General features: G+C 44.0%; 17 protein-coding genes. 4 read left to right on the top strand and 13 right to left on the bottom strand.

Translation table 11 applies throughout. The annotated features are described in order from the left end of the window. The first annotated feature begins 282 nt into the window (after window positions 1-282). Window positions 283-819, top strand: coding sequence for a GNAT family N-acetyltransferase (locus tag SNE26_RS15005; protein ID WP_321554749.1), 537 nt, complete (start codon window positions 283-285; stop codon window positions 817-819). A gap of 72 nt (window positions 820-891) precedes the next feature. Next, the gene (locus tag SNE26_RS15000; protein ID WP_321554748.1) at window positions 892-1461 is read left to right on the top strand and encodes a hypothetical protein; all 570 of its coding nucleotides are present in this window, start codon (window positions 892-894) and stop codon (window positions 1459-1461) included. A 419-nt stretch (window positions 1462-1880) separates the two neighbouring features. Here the strand turns inward: SNE26_RS15000 and SNE26_RS14995 are convergent, their stop codons facing one another. The 4 genes from SNE26_RS14995 to SNE26_RS14980 all read right to left on the bottom strand — a co-directional run bounded on the left by SNE26_RS14995 (window position 1881) and on the right by SNE26_RS14980 (window position 6128). Continuing rightward, complete coding sequence (locus SNE26_RS14995) at window positions 1881-2768, bottom strand: alpha/beta hydrolase-fold protein (RefSeq protein ID WP_321554747.1); 888 nt, start codon at window positions 2766-2768, stop codon at window positions 1881-1883. Window positions 2769-2821: 53 nt separating this feature from the next. After that, the gene (locus SNE26_RS14990) at window positions 2822-3706 is read right to left on the bottom strand and encodes an alpha/beta hydrolase-fold protein (RefSeq protein ID WP_321554746.1); all 885 of its coding nucleotides are present in this window, start codon (window positions 3704-3706) and stop codon (window positions 2822-2824) included. Window positions 3707-3724: 18 nt separating this feature from the next. Then, entirely contained in the window at window positions 3725-4687 is a 963-nt protein-coding gene (locus SNE26_RS14985; protein WP_321554745.1) for a 3',5'-cyclic-nucleotide phosphodiesterase, read from the bottom strand. 346 nt (window positions 4688-5033) lie between these two features. Next, on the bottom strand, window positions 5034-6128 hold the full coding sequence (locus tag SNE26_RS14980; protein ID WP_321554744.1) for an AI-2E family transporter: 1095 nt from the start codon (window positions 6126-6128) through the stop codon (window positions 5034-5036). Between the two features lie 305 nt (window positions 6129-6433). On the opposite strand from SNE26_RS14980, the gene SNE26_RS14975 reads away from it, so the two are divergent. After that, window positions 6434-6610: a DUF6496 domain-containing protein gene (locus SNE26_RS14975; RefSeq protein WP_167516215.1), complete on the top strand. Its 177-nt coding sequence runs from the start codon at window positions 6434-6436 to the stop codon at window positions 6608-6610. An 86-nt stretch (window positions 6611-6696) separates the two neighbouring features. Here the strand turns inward: SNE26_RS14975 and SNE26_RS14970 are convergent, their stop codons facing one another. From SNE26_RS14970 to SNE26_RS14960, 3 genes are all read right to left on the bottom strand, one after another. Continuing rightward, window positions 6697-7674 (bottom strand): Gfo/Idh/MocA family oxidoreductase, encoded by a 978-nt coding sequence (locus SNE26_RS14970; protein ID WP_321554743.1) that lies wholly within the window; start codon window positions 7672-7674, stop codon window positions 6697-6699. A gap of 123 nt (window positions 7675-7797) precedes the next feature. Beyond that, window positions 7798-8790 (bottom strand): L-glyceraldehyde 3-phosphate reductase, encoded by a 993-nt coding sequence (mgrA, locus tag SNE26_RS14965; RefSeq protein ID WP_321554742.1) that lies wholly within the window; start codon window positions 8788-8790, stop codon window positions 7798-7800. 82 nt (window positions 8791-8872) lie between these two features. Beyond that, complete coding sequence (locus SNE26_RS14960) at window positions 8873-9220, bottom strand: helix-turn-helix domain-containing protein (RefSeq protein WP_321554741.1); 348 nt, start codon at window positions 9218-9220, stop codon at window positions 8873-8875. A 106-nt stretch (window positions 9221-9326) separates the two neighbouring features. On the opposite strand from SNE26_RS14960, the gene SNE26_RS14955 reads away from it, so the two are divergent. Next, window positions 9327-9842 carry a lipocalin-like domain-containing protein gene (locus tag SNE26_RS14955; protein ID WP_321554740.1) on the top strand — a complete coding sequence of 172 codons (516 nt, stop codon included), beginning with the start codon at window positions 9327-9329 and terminating at the stop codon, window positions 9840-9842. A gap of 114 nt (window positions 9843-9956) precedes the next feature. On the opposite strand, the gene SNE26_RS14950 is transcribed toward SNE26_RS14955, so the two are convergent. The 6 genes from SNE26_RS14950 to SNE26_RS14925 form a co-directional block, all read right to left on the bottom strand. Then, complete coding sequence (locus tag SNE26_RS14950) at window positions 9957-11288, bottom strand: folylpolyglutamate synthase/dihydrofolate synthase family protein (protein ID WP_321554739.1); 1332 nt, start codon at window positions 11286-11288, stop codon at window positions 9957-9959. A 147-nt stretch (window positions 11289-11435) separates the two neighbouring features. Further along, window positions 11436-12254 (bottom strand): energy transducer TonB, encoded by an 819-nt coding sequence (locus tag SNE26_RS14945; RefSeq protein WP_321554738.1) that lies wholly within the window; start codon window positions 12252-12254, stop codon window positions 11436-11438. A gap of 218 nt (window positions 12255-12472) precedes the next feature. Further along, window positions 12473-12874, bottom strand: coding sequence for a biopolymer transporter ExbD (locus SNE26_RS14940; protein WP_090523411.1), 402 nt, complete (start codon window positions 12872-12874; stop codon window positions 12473-12475). Beyond that, complete coding sequence (locus SNE26_RS14935) at window positions 12871-13584, bottom strand: MotA/TolQ/ExbB proton channel family protein (protein ID WP_321554737.1); 714 nt, start codon at window positions 13582-13584, stop codon at window positions 12871-12873. Before SNE26_RS14935 ends, SNE26_RS14940 begins: the two co-directional genes overlap by 4 nt. Continuing rightward, a complete protein-coding gene (locus SNE26_RS14930; RefSeq protein WP_321554736.1) occupies window positions 13581-14648 on the bottom strand; it encodes an SPOR domain-containing protein in 1068 nt (355 codons plus the stop codon). The genes SNE26_RS14935 and SNE26_RS14930 overlap by 4 nt, the downstream gene beginning before the upstream one ends. 40 nt (window positions 14649-14688) lie before the next feature. Beyond that, on the bottom strand, window positions 14689-16560 hold the full coding sequence (locus SNE26_RS14925; RefSeq protein ID WP_321554735.1) for a hypothetical protein: 1872 nt from the start codon (window positions 16558-16560) through the stop codon (window positions 14689-14691). Between the last annotated feature and the right edge of the window lie 2 nt (window positions 16561-16562).

Genomic DNA, 16562 nt, shown 5'->3' with positions numbered 1-16562 from the left:
GGGATTGTAAACAAGAAAGGCGACAACAAAAAAAGGCCGGGTTCCGGCCGCGCGGGGGCAGTTTACTTTTGTAACCACAGAATCAAAAAGGCTGCAGCAGAAAGGCTTCTTTGCGCACCAGCAAACCCCTTCTAAATCTCCCCGGAAGGGAGGTTTTTCTGTTGACCTGCATCTTTTCTTTTCAAAACCCCCTCTTTTAGGGGGCTACTGTGTGTATACATCTTTTAAGATGTCATGGGTATGGGTGGGACGCAGTTTTCTGAAAAACGTTACATTTACCGCATGTCTACCATTTCAACCCGCCTGGCAACTTTTAATGATATCCCCGAATTGCAGGAGCTGATCGCTCTTTCGGTTCGCGGGCTAAGCGCCAGTTATTATAATCAACAACAAATTGAAAGCGCCATCAAATACATTTTTGGGGTGGATACCCAATTGGTTACCGATGGTACTTATTATGTGGCCGAAATAAACGGCGTAACTGTTGGTTGTGGAGGCTGGAGTAAGCGCAATACCCTTTACGGTGGCGATCAGCATAAAGAAATTGAAGACCCCCTGCTTGATCCCAATCATGATTCTGCCAGGATCAGGGCGTTCTTTGTTCACCCGGATTATGCCCGCAGGGGCATAGGGAGTTATATCATGAAAGTTTGTGAAACTGCTGCACAAGATAACGGCTTTAAAAGCCTGCAATTAGGAGCAACGTTGCCCGGTGTGCCGCTTTACGAAGCTATGGGGTACAAAGCGATTGAAAATATTGATCAGCCGATGCCTGATGGGGTGGTATTGCCCTTGGTTAAGATGTTTAAGGTTTTATAGTTTGGGGATACATACGGGTTTCATATTAAACCCTCCGTTTCAACGTTATAGCTTAAAGCCAAGCCCACGATCATGCTCAGGAAAATACTGATGGTAATAATCTTATTGATGTCTGTTACATTAGCACACGCCCAAACTGCTGAAGATACCTACAACAAATACCTCGACTTTAATTTGGCACGTTTACAGGGTGAACAGGATAAGGCAATGGACTTGTCCCGGCAAATTATGCAGGATACCGCCAAGCTTTCGGCCAAAGTGAAGATCAATTTTTTCAACTCATTGGCCAAGCTTTATGAAGATGATAATCAAAGTGTAAATGCGATACCTTTATACGAGCGCGTTGTTGCTGCCGAGCCTGATTATTATGTGGCTCATCGGGCTTTAGGGTATCTGTATCTCAAAAATATTCCCGATGCTGATAAGCCTTTAAATAGCCCCTCCGCAGATGCCGAATATATTAAGACTGTTAAGAAAGCTCTGCCCCAGCTCGAGAAGGCACAGGCTTGCGATGCTGACGACAATACTTTAGCACTGATAAAAACGCTTTATAAAAACATCGGGGATGATGTTGGATTAAGCGCATTGGATAAACGGTTGAAAGCTTTGAAAGGAAAGTGTGAGGATATTTTGGGTGATTAGGGGAAGTTAAAATAGTCGCCAGCCTCACATCACCACACGTCATACGAGTATCCATCAGGGAAATCCTAAAAAAAGCGTAATGACGTATGAAATATATTTTAGCGATGGTGCGCGGGGCTGCGTTAGTGATAGGAGTGGATACCGTCCGTCAGCTGACGGATAATGCCGGTGCAGTATGAGCGTATAGCGCGGCCCTTTAGCTAACGGGAACGACCATGTTAAAACCGATTGAAAAAATAGACTTGATAATCAATAACTTACATTGGTTTCATTATAAGGTACGAAGCAATTAGCCTCACCCAACCCTCTCCAAAGGAGAGGGCTTTAAATACTTTTGAAGTCTCGCCTTCCGGGGGAGATTTAGAGGGGGCTAATTGCTTCGTACCTCGAAATGACGAATTTTTATGGATTTATTGTAATTACTTCTGCCTGAAACTATCCCCAATAAATGCCAATGCATCGGTGATGCCGGTGCGCCAGTAGGTCCAGTTGTGGGCTCCGTCGCGGATGCGGAATTCATGTGGCACTTTCTTTTCTGTTAAGGCTATATGCAGCAGACTATTCCCTTTGCTCAGTGCATCGTCATCACCGCAATCTATCCAGTAGCGCACATTTTTCAGCTCATCAGTTGTTTTGCTTTGCACCAAACCCAGTATGGAGTTGGCCTGCCAGGTAGTATTAAGGCGTTCTTTCCCCTTAAGATCGGGGCCGAATACTTTGCCATAAACATCCTTCCAGCGCTGGTCTGTTACAGCCATGAAATCATCATCGGTGCGTACTGCAGCACTTAACGCCGCCGCTGCCGAAAACATATCAGGGTGTTTGAGGCTGTATACCAGTGTGCCAAAACCTCCCATTGATAAGCCCGCTACCCCGCGATATTGTTTAGTACCTTTTATACGATATTCTTTTTCGATAGATGGTATAAACTCCTTGAAAAAGAAGTCTTCATAATTTAGTTTGTCATTGTATGCATTGATGAAAAAACTTGTACCTCCATCGGGCATTACAATGATCATCGGCGGGATGGTACCGTCGGCAATGGCTTTATCGGCATAGCGGTTAACTTCACCAAATTGCAGCCAGCCGGTATGGTCATCACCATAACCATGCAACAGGTATACTACCGGGTAAGTACGATTTGATGTTTCATAATCGGCAGGCAGGTATACCGCGTATTTTACGTTGTGATTTAAAATATCGCTTTTTATGTATTGCTCTTCAACCACCTTACCGGTAGTTTGCGCAAATACATTTGCCGAAATCAGCAATAAACAAACCAGCAAAATCCTTTTTATAGTATTCATATTCTTATTCATTCAATTAACCACCCTTTGCACATCCGAAATTGGCACATTTACTACTTTTGCCTGAAATTATCACCAATAAATTGCAGCGCACTGGTGATCCCTGTACGCCAGTAAGTCCAGGTGTGGGCGCCATCGCGCACGCGGAATTCATGTGGTACATTTTTTTCGGCGAGGGCAATGTGCAACAGGCAGTTGCCTTTGCTCAGAAAATCGTCGTCGCCGCAATCTATCCAGTATCTTACAGATTTTAGCTCATCGGTAGTTTTGGTTTGCACCAGGTTTAAAACCGAGTTGCTTTGCCATACATTGTTAACCCGGTCTTTCCCCTTTAAACCCCGTCCATAAAGCTGTGCAAATATTTTTTCATAAGTATCATCAGGGGTGCTTACAAGCTGATCGTCAGGGAATACAGCTGCACTTAAGGCTGCACCTGCTGCAAACAGATCGGGGTGTTTAAGTGTATAGATCAATGTGCCATAACCACCCATTGAAAGCCCTGCAATGCCACGGTATTTTTTTTCGGCCTTAATGCGCAGCACCTTTTCAATATGCGGCATAAACTCTTTAATAAAAAAGTCCTCGTATTTTTCCTTACCATCGTACGAGTTGATGTACCAGCTCGAATCGGCATTAGGCATTACAATGATCATCGGCGGGATAGTGCCATCGCTAATAGCTTTATCGGCATAGCGGTTAACTTCGCCAAATTGCAGCCAGCCCGTATGGTCGTCGGTATAGCCGTGCAGGAGGTAAACCACAGGGTAGGTTCGATTAGCAGTTTCATAATCCGGAGGGAGATAAACAGCATAGTTTACATTGCGCTTTAAAATTTTGCTTTTTAGGGTTTGCTCCTCAAGCACCTTACCCTGCTGTGCAAATAAACTGGGACTGCTTATCAGCAGCAGGAATAAAAAAACAGGTTTAAGTATTTTCATAGTGTGGATGTTTCAGGTTTAAAAATTAAGGGCCTTTCCCTGTTGCGGATATACCAGGTTTAGGTTTAATTTGTTGGCAGCCTTTAGCTGAACTTTAATTTTACTGATGCTGGTCATCGGCGGCTTTAAATGAGTTACTACAATGTTTAAGCCTTTAATAGCATCTGTACCGGTAAGTATAGCAAGTTTATCCATTTCGGTCATTAACCATTTTGGCGTAAGGTGACCGAATAATGTTTTATCCGGCTGTTCATTGGGGAAAGATACTTCTATTAAAATAGCCTTCAGTTTTTTGCTTTTTATCAGCGGAGCAACGGCCTGCCACAGGCTTTGCATATTGCCGCTTTTTTCTATCTCATCGGGCCCTGTATCTCCTAAATAAAGCAAATAATTATCATTGCTGTTCACCAAAAAAGCAGTACTGGTTAAATTGGAATGACTGAGCGGGAAAGCCCGGACCTTAAGTTCGGTATTTTCGATAGCAGTTTCGGTACCGGGTTCCAATACTTTATAGCGATATTTTTTCAGTGCCGGTGTTTCACCCTGATCGGCAAAGTTGGCCCAGCTTTTCCAGGTAAAGTAGTGGGTTTTTATAGTTTCAATGCAATCATTAAGTGCATAGATGTTTTTGGTGCTATCCTCAGGCGAATTAATAATGAGCCCGGCAATATGGTCAAGATGTGGGTGTGATATAAAGTAACCTTTAATATACTGCCTGAGCACAGTATTTGCAGGGACCTTAAAGCTTTTACACATTACGGCTTTTTCAATGCCGTAATGTATTGTGCCTGCATCAAGGCAGATATAGTTATTGCTGCCTTTGGGTGCCAGCATATAGGCCGATAGGTTACTTTCATCAATACCTCCTAATATTCCTAAGGGTACCAGTCTGAATGTTGAGGCCTTTGGAGTTTGTGCAACCAAAATTACAGGAAACAGGAAAGTATATAGGAATGGCAGTAATTTACACTTAAGGCTCATTTTTGGTAGATTTAGCTTTACTATGCTACGCTACTAAATTAAGGATATGCCTAAATAATCAAAGCAAAGTGCCACCTGTTTTATTAACTTTACATTACATAACGCGTTTTAAGGCAACGTTCACAAAAAAATTTACGAACCGGAAGCCAAAACAGAGTGATTTTTAATAACAAGCCGCGCTTGCGCCTGGTTTTTAAGGGCTCATTACATTTTTTACACCTGTAAACAGCGCGTGGCGTATCTCTTACAATTTCCATTGTTGGGGGAGCAATAGTTTCTGCAAAATTAAATTTTAATATATTTAAACGAAAGTTTACAGGTTTAGGTTCACCCTTTTTTTGAGAATTTATTCGGTTTTCATGGCCTGTGCGGCCGTTTTTTTATACTCATAATCGCCACCTAACAGATATCCCCACGGTTTAAGTGTTTCAATGCGGTCAAATATGATCTTGAATATGGCAATAACGGGAATGGAAAGGAACATACCCGAAAGCCCCCAGATCATTTCGCCTAAAATAATACCTATAAAAGAGATGAGGGCATTGAGCCTAACTTTTGAACCAACTATAGTGGGCAGCAAAAAGTTGGCATCAACTGCGTGAATCCCAATAACACTAACAGCCACCGCTACAGTGTTGCTAATACTGCCTGTAGCAAAAGTTATAACAGTACTTAAAAGTAAGGCGGTGAAAATCCCGATGTATGGAATAATATTGAAAAGGCCAACTATAATGCCCAGCAAAGCGGCATATTTTATACCTATCATCCAAAAAACAGTAATGGCTACGCCGGCTACTATCACCATTTCCAACAGCAGCCCCAATATATATTGCCTCAAAATACTTTGAATATTTTCAACAATATCCATTACCACATGTTCATTTTCGTCCCTGAAAACCCATACCATAAAACGAATGAGCAGGCGCCTGTATAACAGGATAAAAAAGGTAAAGATCAGGATAAACACATAAAACAGCATGAGCGATGAGATGGCCCCGAAAGTAGTGCCAAGTACATCCGTGCCCGATTCCATGAGCTTTTTCGCAGTGTCATCAACATAGGCCATTTGTTTGGCGGCGTTAACGTGAAAAGCATGCTGGATCCATTCCTGCAGGTCCTGTATAGATTGCTTAACCTGCTTTTGGAGCATCGGCCAGTCATTAGCCATGTTCGAGATTTGTGAGCCCACCAGGTACAGGATCCCGCTAATAACACCAACTAATAATAATATAGAAACCAGCGATGCCATGCTGCGGGGCAACCTAAGCTTATTTTCCAGGAAATTACAAACGGGAAGCAAAAGTATGGCGAATATAAAACCAAAGATCATGGGATCAAGCAGATCTTTACCCATAATAATCAGGTAGCCCAGGGCCATAAAACCAATAAGTACTAAAGCAAGACGTTCATAAAATGGAGCGATGAGTTTTTTTGTTGGCATATGAGGCAAATGTAGGGGTATTTATGATGGCTTAACACGTAATTATTTCAGAAGTTTGAAGATAAGTAATAATAGCGAACAGACCGGGTGAAAAGTAACAAACGTTTAAATCCTGCCCGATTTAGTAGCAGTTGCGATTTTTTTGCAACAGCGGCAGGAGCGGGCGGCAGTTTGTTGTACTGCTATCATAGTTGTTAATCTGCTACTTAAGACTACTCCTGTCACTATTAAAAAACTGCTGCTGGTTTTATATTTTGGCAAATATTTTGCTTTGTAATATTATCATTTACTTAAAAAGTAACATTATGGCAAAGTATTCAGAAAAAGCCGGCGAGAAGGTTGAGAAAACCATGCACGAAATGAAGGAAGGCAAGCTGAAAAGCGGCAGCGGCAAAAAAGTAACCAGCAAAAAGCAAGCGGTAGCGATAGGCCTTTCAGAAGCGCGGAAAGAAGGTGCCAAAGTGCCTAAAAAGAAAAGCTGATAAGTTAATGTGAGAAATTTTTCGGCCCCTGTCGAAGTATGCTGAATTTGAGCACCATGCTTCGACAGGTTTTGGCCTAATTTTTTCTACTTCTTGAATGTGAATGCGTCGATGATATCCATTAGCGTTACTGCTTCTTCAATAGGGCAGGGGTTTGGCCCTTCGCCCTTAAAGTAAGCTACTATTTTGGTTATAAAAGGCTGCTGGATATGCTCGGGATGAGTGAAAGTTATGGTGTCTTCGTCACTATCAGTTTTCCAGCTGATGTAATTGCCAAAAAAGGGGAAAGTGATTTTTCCTTTTGTGCCGATGATCTCGCAGGTATCGGTAGTTTCAGTTTCGGCAACATTAAAGCACCAGGAACCGTTTACCACTACCTTATTTTTAAACAGGATCTGCCCGCAAACGTGATCGTCGGCAGGCGTTGAGTTTGATTGGTTGAGCGAAAAACCATGATACATTTCGGGCTCGCCGAAATAATACAGCATCAAATCAAGCTGATGCGGGGCAAGGTCATGAAAATAGCCGCCGCCTGATAGCTCAGGCAGTACACGCCAGTTGGTTTCTACATCGGCAATAAGAGTTGGTTTGCGGCTTTGCCACATCCTGATCTGTACAGTACGGATCTCGCCAATCAGCTGTGTATCTATCAGTTCCTTTACTTTTAAAAACATAGGCAAAGCCCGGCGGTAATGGGCAACTGTAAGTTTTGAACTGCTTCCCTTAACAGCTGCTGCCATAGCTTTTGCTTCAGCCGAATTGCGGGTTACCGGTTTTTCGACATAAACGTTTAGCCCTTTTTTTAGTGCAGCAAGCGCATAGTCGAGATGAGATGCGGGAGGGGTGGCTATGTAGATCGCGTTCAGTTCATGATCGTTCAGCAATTCATCGGCATTACTGTACCATTTGCCTACACCATGGCGTGCGGCATAATCGGCCGCTTTTTCTGCATCGCGGCGCATGACGGCCACAAGGTTACTTCCCTCCACTTTTTTAAATGCCGGCCCGCTCTTTTTTTCCGTTACGTTGCCGCAGCCTATAATGCCCCAGTTTATCGTACTCATATTAGCCTTCTAAATTTCCCTGATGGGGATTTGAAAATAGTTATTTTTTTGTCGTCCCCTCAGGGTCTCTCGCAGAGGACCCTGAGGGGACAGGAAAGCGCCACCATAGTGCCCCTTCGCGGGTTAGGGGGCTAAAATTTCTTCTATCCTTGCTAATTCCTCTGCCGAAAACCGGAGGTTATCTAAAGCTTTTAATGAATCAGATAATTGTTCCGGTCTGCTGGCTCCTATCAATACTGATGTTACGCGTTCATCTTTCAGTATCCAGGCCAGTGCCATTTGGGCCAGTGACTGACCGCGTTGCACGGCCAGGCTGTTCAGGTCCCTGATCTGGCTCAGGCGTTCGTCGGTGACGTGGCTTTTTTGCAGGAAGCCGGTTGGCCTTGCCGCCCTTGAGTCTTCCGGGATGCCATGCAGGTATTTATCGGTCAGTAAACCCTGGGCTAAGGGCGAAAAAGGGATGCAACCAACACCCTCGTTACCTAAAACATTCAGCAAACCACCTTCAACCCAGCGCTCAAACATAGAGTATTTAGGCTGATGGATAAGACACGGCGTACCCAACTCTTTAAGTATTTTGATAGCTTTTGAAGCCAGTTCGACGGGATAGTTGGAGATACCAACATACAACGCTTTTCCCTGGCGAACAATCAGGTCCAATGCGGTCATGGTTTCTTCAAGCGGCGTGTTAGGATCCGGGCGGTGATGGTAAAAGATATCCACGTAATCGAGCCCCATACGTTTAAGGCTTTGATCAAGACTGGCTACCAGGTATTTCTTTGAACCCCAGTCGCCATACGGGCCTGGCCACATGGTGTAGCCGGCTTTGCTTGATATGATAAGCTCATCGCGGTAATCGCGGAAATCTTCTTTCAGGATCTTGCCAAAATTCTCTTCAGCCGAACCAGGAGGCGGACCGTAGTTGTTGGCCAGGTCAAAATGGGTGATGCCGCTATCGAAAGCGAGGTGTAGAATCTTGCGGTAATTATCGGCAACGTCAACGTGACCGAAATTGTGCCAAAGGCCCAGTGAAATTGCCGGAAGCTTGATGCCACTGTTGCCACAGCGACGGTATTGCATAGTTTGATACCTGTTGGCAGATGCGATATATGTCATATTTTAAGGTAGGGATTGGGGAAGTAAAAATAGAATTTTAGGCAGATTAATAAAGGTGTTTTTGACTTTACTGAAATTAAAATCAGGGCATAGCAATTATATCATTAACCTGCATCTGGTGTTTGGCCCAATCGCGGAGTAGCTGTAAAAAGGGGAGTAGTTCTTTACCGGTATCAGTAAGGGTATACTCAACCCTTGGGGGCACTTCAACGTAAACCTGCCGTATAATAAGGCAATCATCTTCCAATTCGCGCAGGGCCTGGGTAAGCATTTTTGAAGTTACACCGGTAACTGTGCGGCGCAATTCGCCGTAACGCATGGTGCCGTTGCGTAAACGCCACAGGATGCGGCCTTTGTATTTGCCGCCTATCCGCTGAAAAGCGTAGTCGATGCCACATCTTGGGGCGGCATGTTTTGATTTTTTATCCATCAATTAAAAATAATATAACTGATTTACAGCATGGTAACTTTTTAGTAATCAGGCTACTTTTTTGTGCCTTATTGCTAATGGAATATAGCAAATATAACTTTGCTGCATGAAACATAAATTGCTTTTCGTTTTTTTGCTGCTTGGAGGTATGGCATCGGCACAAAACAAAACAGGGATCGGTAGTTTAACCGGGACCTATGAACTGGTGGCTGTTGATAATATTGCCGCCGACGGTAGCCGCATCCATCTTTACGGAGATTCGCCGAAGGGGATCCTGATGTTCGACGCTATGGGGCATTATACCTTACAGATCTACAGCGAGGGGCGTCCAAAGTTTGCGGCAGGTGATAAAAGTAAGGGGACCGACGAAGAAAACAGGGCTGCTCTTAAAGGATGTAATGCCCATTACGGCAGTTATAAAATTGAAGGGAGCAATATCATCTTCAATATAGAACATGCATCATTCCCCAACTGGGAGGGAACGCAGCAAAAGCGGCCATTTATAATTTCGGGAGATATTTTTAAGTATACCGTACCTGCACCGACCACAGGGGGGGCGGTAACGGGGGAAGTTGTTTGGAAGAAACTGTCCGGATCAGAATTAACAGGATTTAAGAATTAACAGCATGTTTTTCGGCTGATTTAGATTTTATATGACTTGGGATTAATAGAAGGCTTTTTAATAAAACATATCCTAATCTAAAAAACTGTTTCTGCATCAAAATTCTGATTCAGACTATACCACCTCCGCTACCACAAAAGTGCTGCCGCCAACAAAAACAAGATCATTGTCGCCTGCATTTTTCTGTGCCGATAACAATGCTGCTTTTACCGATGGATAAGCTTTGCCAATTAAGCCGTGAACTTCGGCCTGCGCTTTCATGATCCCTGCGTCCAGCCCGCGGGGGATGTCGGGTTTGCAGAAATAGTATGCAGCATCTTTCGGAAACATTGGCAATACTTTGCCGGTATCCTTATCGTTCACCATCCCGATAACCATGTGTAGATGGTTGTATTTAACAGAAGCAATATTTTTCATCACTTCCTCAATACCATCCGGGTTGTGCCCCGTATCACAAATGGTAAGCGGGTTAAGGCTTAAAGTTTCCCAGCGGCCATGTAGACCAGTTAAGGTTTTTACCTGTTTCAGGGCCGTTTGAATATGAACATCAGAAATAATAAAACCTTGTGCTATTAGCTCATCAACGGCTGATAGAACTGTTTTTGTATTTTTAAGCTGATAGGTACCTGTTAGGTCGAGTCCGAAAGTCCGAAAGTCCGAAAGTCCGGAAGAGGTATGGCTCAATGGGTTTCGTTTCGCAATAATCTCAAGTAGCCCTTCTTTTTCTTTCCGACTTTCGGACTTCCCAGCTTCCGGACTTGAAATCATCCACTCTTCCGATGCAAACCGGAGCCTACTATTTGTTTTACCTGCTTTTTCAATAAAGACGCCGGCGACTTCCTCCTGTTTCTCTCCAATGATCACCGGGATGCCCGGTTTGATGATGCCTGCTTTTTCACCTGCTATCAGCGGCAGGGTATTGCCCAGCATATTCATATGGTCCCAGCCGATATTGGTAATTACAGACAGGAGCGGGGTGATCACATTGGTCGAATCCAACCTGCCGCCTAAGCCTACTTCAATGATGGCGATATCTACCTGTTGTTTGGCAAAAACATCAAATGCAAGTGCAACGGTCATCTCAAAAAAGGAGGGCGCTATTTCATCAAAATCGCCCCTATGATGTTCAACAAAGTCAATTACAGTTTGCTCGCTGATCATTTGGCCGTTAACGCGGATGCGCTCGCGAAAATCTTTAAGATGGGGAGACGTATAAAGCCCTGTTTTATAACCTGCTGTTTGCAAAACGGCAGCCAGCATGTGCGATGTTGAGCCTTTGCCATTGGTGCCGCCCACATGTATACTTTTAAATTTGTGCTGAGGATTATCCAACCGCCTGCAAAGTTCAAGCGTATTGGTCAAATCTTTTTTAAATGCCGAAGCTCCGTCACGTGTAAACATGGGAAGCTGGGTGTATAGGTATTGGAGGGTTTGCTGGTAGTTCATGGTTCATGGTTCATGGTTCATGGTTTGAACCACTACTTTACGAGGCAAAAATAGCACTGTAGCTTTTTAAAAATAGCGAAGAATTGTAATATTATTCCATTAAAAAGCTATGAACCATGAACTATGATCCATTCGCTTTTGTAAAAATCAATTTACCTTAAATACAAAAACAACAGTACCCTGCTGCTGATCGGGGGCATTATCAAGCGGGTTAAGCTTGGAGTTTTTTACAGCATCTTCGCATTTTTGAAGCAGGCCTGCATCTGATATGGTGGTACCTCGGGCGCCGGCACGGGCGTAAGTTACGTTACCATCCTTATCAACCCGGATATCAACTACAATTTTACCGCTTTGGCGGTTATCGTCACTTACAGAGGGACGGCTCACAAAGTTACGCTGTGCCATGTTGAGGCTGCCGCCATTGCCCGATCCTGTTCCGTTATAGTTATTGGTCAATGTAGTACCTGTAGTTTTACCCTGATTGCCCGGCGTTTTGCCTGTACCATCGCCCTCTCCTGTGCCTGTTGATGCTTTCCCTTTGTACAATGCATTTTGGTTAACAGTAGGTTTGGCAGGCTGTGTTTTTACAGGAGGGGTAGGGGCTACATTCTGGCTTGGTTTTTTTGTAGGCGCAGCCACTTCAGGAGCATCCTCCGTATTTTGGGTAACTACCGTTTTCTCGCTGCTTTCGGGCGTTGGTTTTTCTTCGGTAGGTTTGGTTTCGGTAACTTTATCGGGTTTGGTGTGGTTGGCTTTTTCAGCTACCGAAGGTTCTTCAGTGCTCATGTAATCATCGCCCATGCCTTCATCAACCGTACCATAGTTTACCAATATGCCGCCTGTCCCGTTCTCTTCAACCGGCGGGTTTTTGAATACGATAAAATAACATGCCGCTATTAACACAGCCATGATAATGCCTGTTGCTATAAATGCTTTCGGATAGTTATTTTCTTCCCTGTACTCCATTTTAAATAAGTGCAATTTTTAATTAGTCGCGGTTTTTAATTAGTTGCGGCGGCCGTTTAAAGTAGCATTTGCAAAGTTACTATAACCATGTTGATAACTGCTGCCGGAAACTGCCATTGTTACTAAAAAGTGCTACTAAAAGAGTGGCAGTTTGTTTAAACGATTACGGTAATTTACTGCAATAAACTACCGCAAACTTTAAACTGCAACTGCCACTGTTATCCCTTAGGTTCTGTTGCCAAAACCAGTTTAATGTTCAATTTTTGTGCCACGTCCATCACCTGTACCACATCCTGTATGGCTACCGTTTTATCAACATACAAAACTATGGTAAGTTCGGTAGCCAGGGTTTTATAGCCCGCCAGTGTGGTTTGCAAAGCATCTACCGGGATCTCCTTTTTATCTACGTAGTACTTCAGATCTTTGGTTACCGATACTGTTATGGTTTTTTTAGATACCGACTGCCCTGTTGATGATTTAGGCAACACCAGCTTAATAACGTTAGGGTTGGTAACTGTTGAGGCTATGAGGAAAAACAGCAGCAGGAAGAACATGATATCGTTCATTGCCGATGTATGTACCTCTGCCGATGCGCCCCTGTGTCGTTTTCTTAAATTCATTTGCTCGGCTCCTCTAACAGGTCAATAAATTCAATGGCATCGGTTTCCAGCTTCAGGATCACCTTGTCAACCATCATATTTAAAATGTGATAGCAAACATAAGCTACGATACCTACAAACAAACCTGCGGCTGACGTTACCATCTTTACATATAAACCGCCAGAGATTACGCCCATGCTGATGTTATCGGTTTTTGAGATATCATAAAAGATTTTGATTACACCGGCAATAGTACCCAGGAAACCAAACATCGGTGCTATACCGGCTACGATACCCAATATACCAATGTTTTTTTCCAGTTTGGATACTTCCAGCTTGCCAACGTTCTCGATGGCGCCTTCAATATCTTTTATTGGCCTGCCAATGCGCAATAAGCCTTTTTGCAGCATGCGCCCAAGCGGGGTATTATTGTTACGGCAAATAGCAATGGCCGATTCCAGGTTACCCGAGTGGATACTGGCACGTACCTGTACCATCAGGTTTGATTCATTGCGGGATGCTTTTCTGATAGTAAAGTATCGCTCAAAAAAGATTACCAGCCCCAGTACAGCTAAAACACCTATCGGGATCATTACCCAGCCACCTTTGATCAGCAGGTCGCCAAAGCGAAGTTCTTCAGTTGGCAGGGCTGCAGTTGTTACGGCGTGGTTTGCGGTATCTGCCAGGTGCTTGGCGGTATCTGTAAGTTGCTGTATTAATAATAAAGTCATTTCGTGGAATCAGTAATTTGTTTTGAGTATGTGTCTTTAGTTATTTTTCCTTGTGATACGAGTTTTTTTCTCGCGGCTTCCGCTTCATCAGATGACGAAAAACCTCCAATGATGATCTTGATCCGCGGACCGGTTCCGGGACCTTTCAGCAGGCGGGCATCAATTCCCCTGCTTTTATAATCTTTAACAGCCTCGTTGCTTTTGGTTACCGTTTTAAACGATCCCAAAAATATCGCAAACTCGGGCTGTGCTATGGTATCTGTTTTAGCTGCCGGTTTATTTAACGCTTCAACAGGTTTAGAAATTGCCTTTGCCGTATCAGCAACAGTTGGAGTGGAATCCTTTTGGATACTATCCGGCCCGGCCACGGGAGCGGCCCTGGGTTTTTCAACCCCTGGTTGTTCTTTAGTGCTGCCACCGTTAAGATGTAACAGTGCGGGGTTATATTTATATACGCCAAACGCTGCTGCGGCAAGTACAACCACTGCTATTGCTATTATAACCCAAATGCTAATACCCCGCTTAACTTCGGGTTCATCATCAAAATACCCAGGCTGTTCCGCAACAGTGGTGGTTGCCGGTGGGGACGTATAGGTTTGCTGTAGAGATATAGCCGTGGGTAAAGGTGGCGGTGGCGGCGGAGGTGCCACATAGTTCACCTTGTTAATTGTAACCGGGGTAAGGCCAAAGAACACAGGATCGCTGCCCGGCGCCTGTTCCTGCGGCCTGAAAGCAACTTTGCCTTCCTGCATATAAAACCAGCCCAGTTGAGCAAAAGGTACTTCATGCAGCGCCAGTTCCTGCTTAAGGCTGTTGATGTATTTTTCGGTGAAATATTTGGATGATGCCAGCGAGATCTTTTTCTTTTCGGCAATATGACGTGTCAGGATCTCATCGTCTTTGGCCTGCTGATCAAAATGCAGCTTGTGCGCAGGCGGATAAAAGGTTGCCTGTACATCATCATAATAGCCATTTACGCGCAGGCGCGAAAAGCAGCCCAAACCAGGTACACTTATTTCGGTGTACCGGTCAAGTAGTTCGCTTAAATAATTGGCTATATCCATCCGGTAAAAATACGGTTAATTTTAAAACATCAAACAGGGCTTAAAACGAGTACCCTACGCCGCCAAAGATATTAAATCCGTAGTTAGGGTAGTATAACCAATTTTGGTACGAGCTGCTTAGGATATTATTAGCCTGGGCAAATACCGAAAACCTGCTGTTGATCCTGTATTCCACGCTGCCGCTCAAGTCGCCAAAGCCTTTAATGGGCTGCTTAACCTGGTTATAAACCGGGCTTCCCGGGGTAGAAGTTGGTGCCAATACAAGCAACCTGTCGGTAGTTGAACCACGGATAAGCAACGAACCGGTAACGGTTAGTTTGCTGTCGATATGTATTGCGGTACCTGCAGTTAGTAAAAATTTAGGCAGGTTCCATGGCTCGCTTTCTTTAGCCATTTGATAATCTTTTATTTCAACGCGGCCAAAAATGTTAAAATCATCTGTAGCTTTAAAATCCAGCTCGCCGTTAAAGCCGTTTACGCGGGCTTTGCCATCATCGTAAATAACAGTGAATTTGTTGCCTTCGGCGTTGAAGTTGCTAACCATTAAAGGCATATTTTTAATGCTGTTGCGGTATATGGCTGCTTTAAAGCTCAGGCCAGGGGCAAGTGTACCTTTCAAACCTGCGCTGATGTCCAGTTGGTCAACCGAGTTTTTGATGTTGATGTTTTGGCCGATGAAGGGGTTAGTCATAGCAAAATCGTGCAGTGAAGAGCGGTTAACATCTCCTTTGGCTTCAACAAACAGGCGTACATATTTAGGCACTACCTGTACCTCAAGCTTGGCAGCTGGGAAAATGTAAAACTTTCCAAAATCACCAAACTCTTTTACAATGTTTACCCCTGCATCTATCTTGTAGTTATCTCCCTGAAACTTAATATAAGGGTTAACCCTTGCAATGTTATTACCAAGGCTGTAAAGGCTGTCTTTCTGGCTGGCCAGATCTAATGACCCGCTTAAACCTGCATAAAACTGCTTAACTGTTTGATTCAGGAAGCCTGATATAACCACATTGTTTTCACGTGCCTGGTAAGCATTGCTGAAAGCGTAGCCTTTTAATTTTACAGCGTAGGTGAAAGCGTTTTCAACATCCTTATAGTTTTTAGTCAGCTCAACCTCACCGCTTATGGTGTTGAAGTGTTGTTTGGTTGGTACAAAAGCATTGTTCGGTGCATCCTGGTTATAGCCATAAAAGTAGGTGCCTAAACGGTTGTAATTTATGCGGCCTGATATGTTATTATCGCCAATGATGCTTTTGCCGAATACGCCAACGTCATCGCGGCTTTGGGTTTGCTTTTGCAGCGAGCCAGATTGCGACAGGTGTTTAATGAAACCGCCAAATTGTAAAGCCTGGTCGCGGCCATTGGCAAAGTAGCCCTCGCCATAAATCGTTTTCAGATTGCCAAAACCAACCTTAGCAAAGTTGTTGGTTAAAACCGAATCCTGTTCGGCAGGCCTTTTCATTGCCTCAAGCTGCCTGATCTCGGAGTTTTGCTCCTGGCGCTTATCAAGCGGTGCGTAGGTTAACGGCGCTTTAAAGGGCACTTTATCTTCCAGATCGGGGTTACGACGGATCTTTACCGCATCGGCCAGTACCGGTTTATAGGCAGTGGTCACTACAATTTCTTCTGATAGGCTACCACCATTGGCAGCGTTGTTAGGGTTATTGCCGCCTCCCTTTTTAGTAGTATCCTGAGCAGTTTTTGCAGCAGCATCGCCTAAGTTTTTATTGTCGGTAGCTTTTTTAGTTACAGGTTTTGGCGCAGCCTTTTTTGGTGCCGGTTTAGCGGCAGGCTTTTTAGTTGCAGTTTTTACTGTTGCTTTTTTGGTAGATTTCTTTGTTTGTGCCTGGGCAGGAACAAAGTATAATGCTATTATTAAGGTAAGCAGCGTATATGTGTATCTTGAGTTCATTG

The sequence above is a fragment of the Mucilaginibacter sp. cycad4 genome (assembly GCF_034263275.1).
Classification (GTDB): Bacteria; Bacteroidota; Bacteroidia; order Sphingobacteriales; family Sphingobacteriaceae; genus Mucilaginibacter.
The sequence above is the reverse complement of the archived record's forward strand: the minus strand, read 5'-3'. Positions and strand labels throughout refer to the sequence as shown.

What these genes read in the sequence shown, in the direction of transcription:
- SNE26_RS15005 (WP_321554749.1), top strand. Translation starts at nt 283, where the DNA reads ATGTCTACCATTTCAACCCGCCTGGCAACTTTTAATGATATCCCCGAA.
- SNE26_RS15000 (WP_321554748.1), top strand. Translation starts at nt 892, where the DNA reads ATGCTCAGGAAAATACTGATGGTAATAATCTTATTGATGTCTGTTACA.
- SNE26_RS14995 (WP_321554747.1), bottom strand. Translation starts at nt 2,768, where the DNA reads ATGAATACTATAAAAAGGATTTTGCTGGTTTGTTTATTGCTGATTTCG.
- SNE26_RS14990 (WP_321554746.1), bottom strand. Translation starts at nt 3,706, where the DNA reads ATGAAAATACTTAAACCTGTTTTTTTATTCCTGCTGCTGATAAGCAGT.
- SNE26_RS14985 (WP_321554745.1), bottom strand. Translation starts at nt 4,687, where the DNA reads ATGAGCCTTAAGTGTAAATTACTGCCATTCCTATATACTTTCCTGTTT.
- SNE26_RS14980 (WP_321554744.1), bottom strand. Translation starts at nt 6,128, where the DNA reads ATGCCAACAAAAAAACTCATCGCTCCATTTTATGAACGTCTTGCTTTA.
- SNE26_RS14975 (WP_167516215.1), top strand. Translation starts at nt 6,434, where the DNA reads ATGGCAAAGTATTCAGAAAAAGCCGGCGAGAAGGTTGAGAAAACCATG.
- SNE26_RS14970 (WP_321554743.1), bottom strand. Translation starts at nt 7,674, where the DNA reads ATGAGTACGATAAACTGGGGCATTATAGGCTGCGGCAACGTAACGGAA.
- mgrA (WP_321554742.1), bottom strand. Translation starts at nt 8,790, where the DNA reads ATGACATATATCGCATCTGCCAACAGGTATCAAACTATGCAATACCGT.
- SNE26_RS14960 (WP_321554741.1), bottom strand. Translation starts at nt 9,220, where the DNA reads ATGGATAAAAAATCAAAACATGCCGCCCCAAGATGTGGCATCGACTAC.
- SNE26_RS14955 (WP_321554740.1), top strand. Translation starts at nt 9,327, where the DNA reads ATGAAACATAAATTGCTTTTCGTTTTTTTGCTGCTTGGAGGTATGGCA.
- SNE26_RS14950 (WP_321554739.1), bottom strand. Translation starts at nt 11,288, where the DNA reads ATGAACTACCAGCAAACCCTCCAATACCTATACACCCAGCTTCCCATG.
- SNE26_RS14945 (WP_321554738.1), bottom strand. Translation starts at nt 12,254, where the DNA reads ATGGAGTACAGGGAAGAAAATAACTATCCGAAAGCATTTATAGCAACA.
- SNE26_RS14940 (WP_090523411.1), bottom strand. Translation starts at nt 12,874, where the DNA reads ATGAATTTAAGAAAACGACACAGGGGCGCATCGGCAGAGGTACATACA.
- SNE26_RS14935 (WP_321554737.1), bottom strand. Translation starts at nt 13,584, where the DNA reads ATGACTTTATTATTAATACAGCAACTTACAGATACCGCCAAGCACCTG.
- SNE26_RS14930 (WP_321554736.1), bottom strand. Translation starts at nt 14,648, where the DNA reads ATGGATATAGCCAATTATTTAAGCGAACTACTTGACCGGTACACCGAA.
- SNE26_RS14925 (WP_321554735.1), bottom strand. Translation starts at nt 16,560, where the DNA reads ATGAACTCAAGATACACATATACGCTGCTTACCTTAATAATAGCATTA.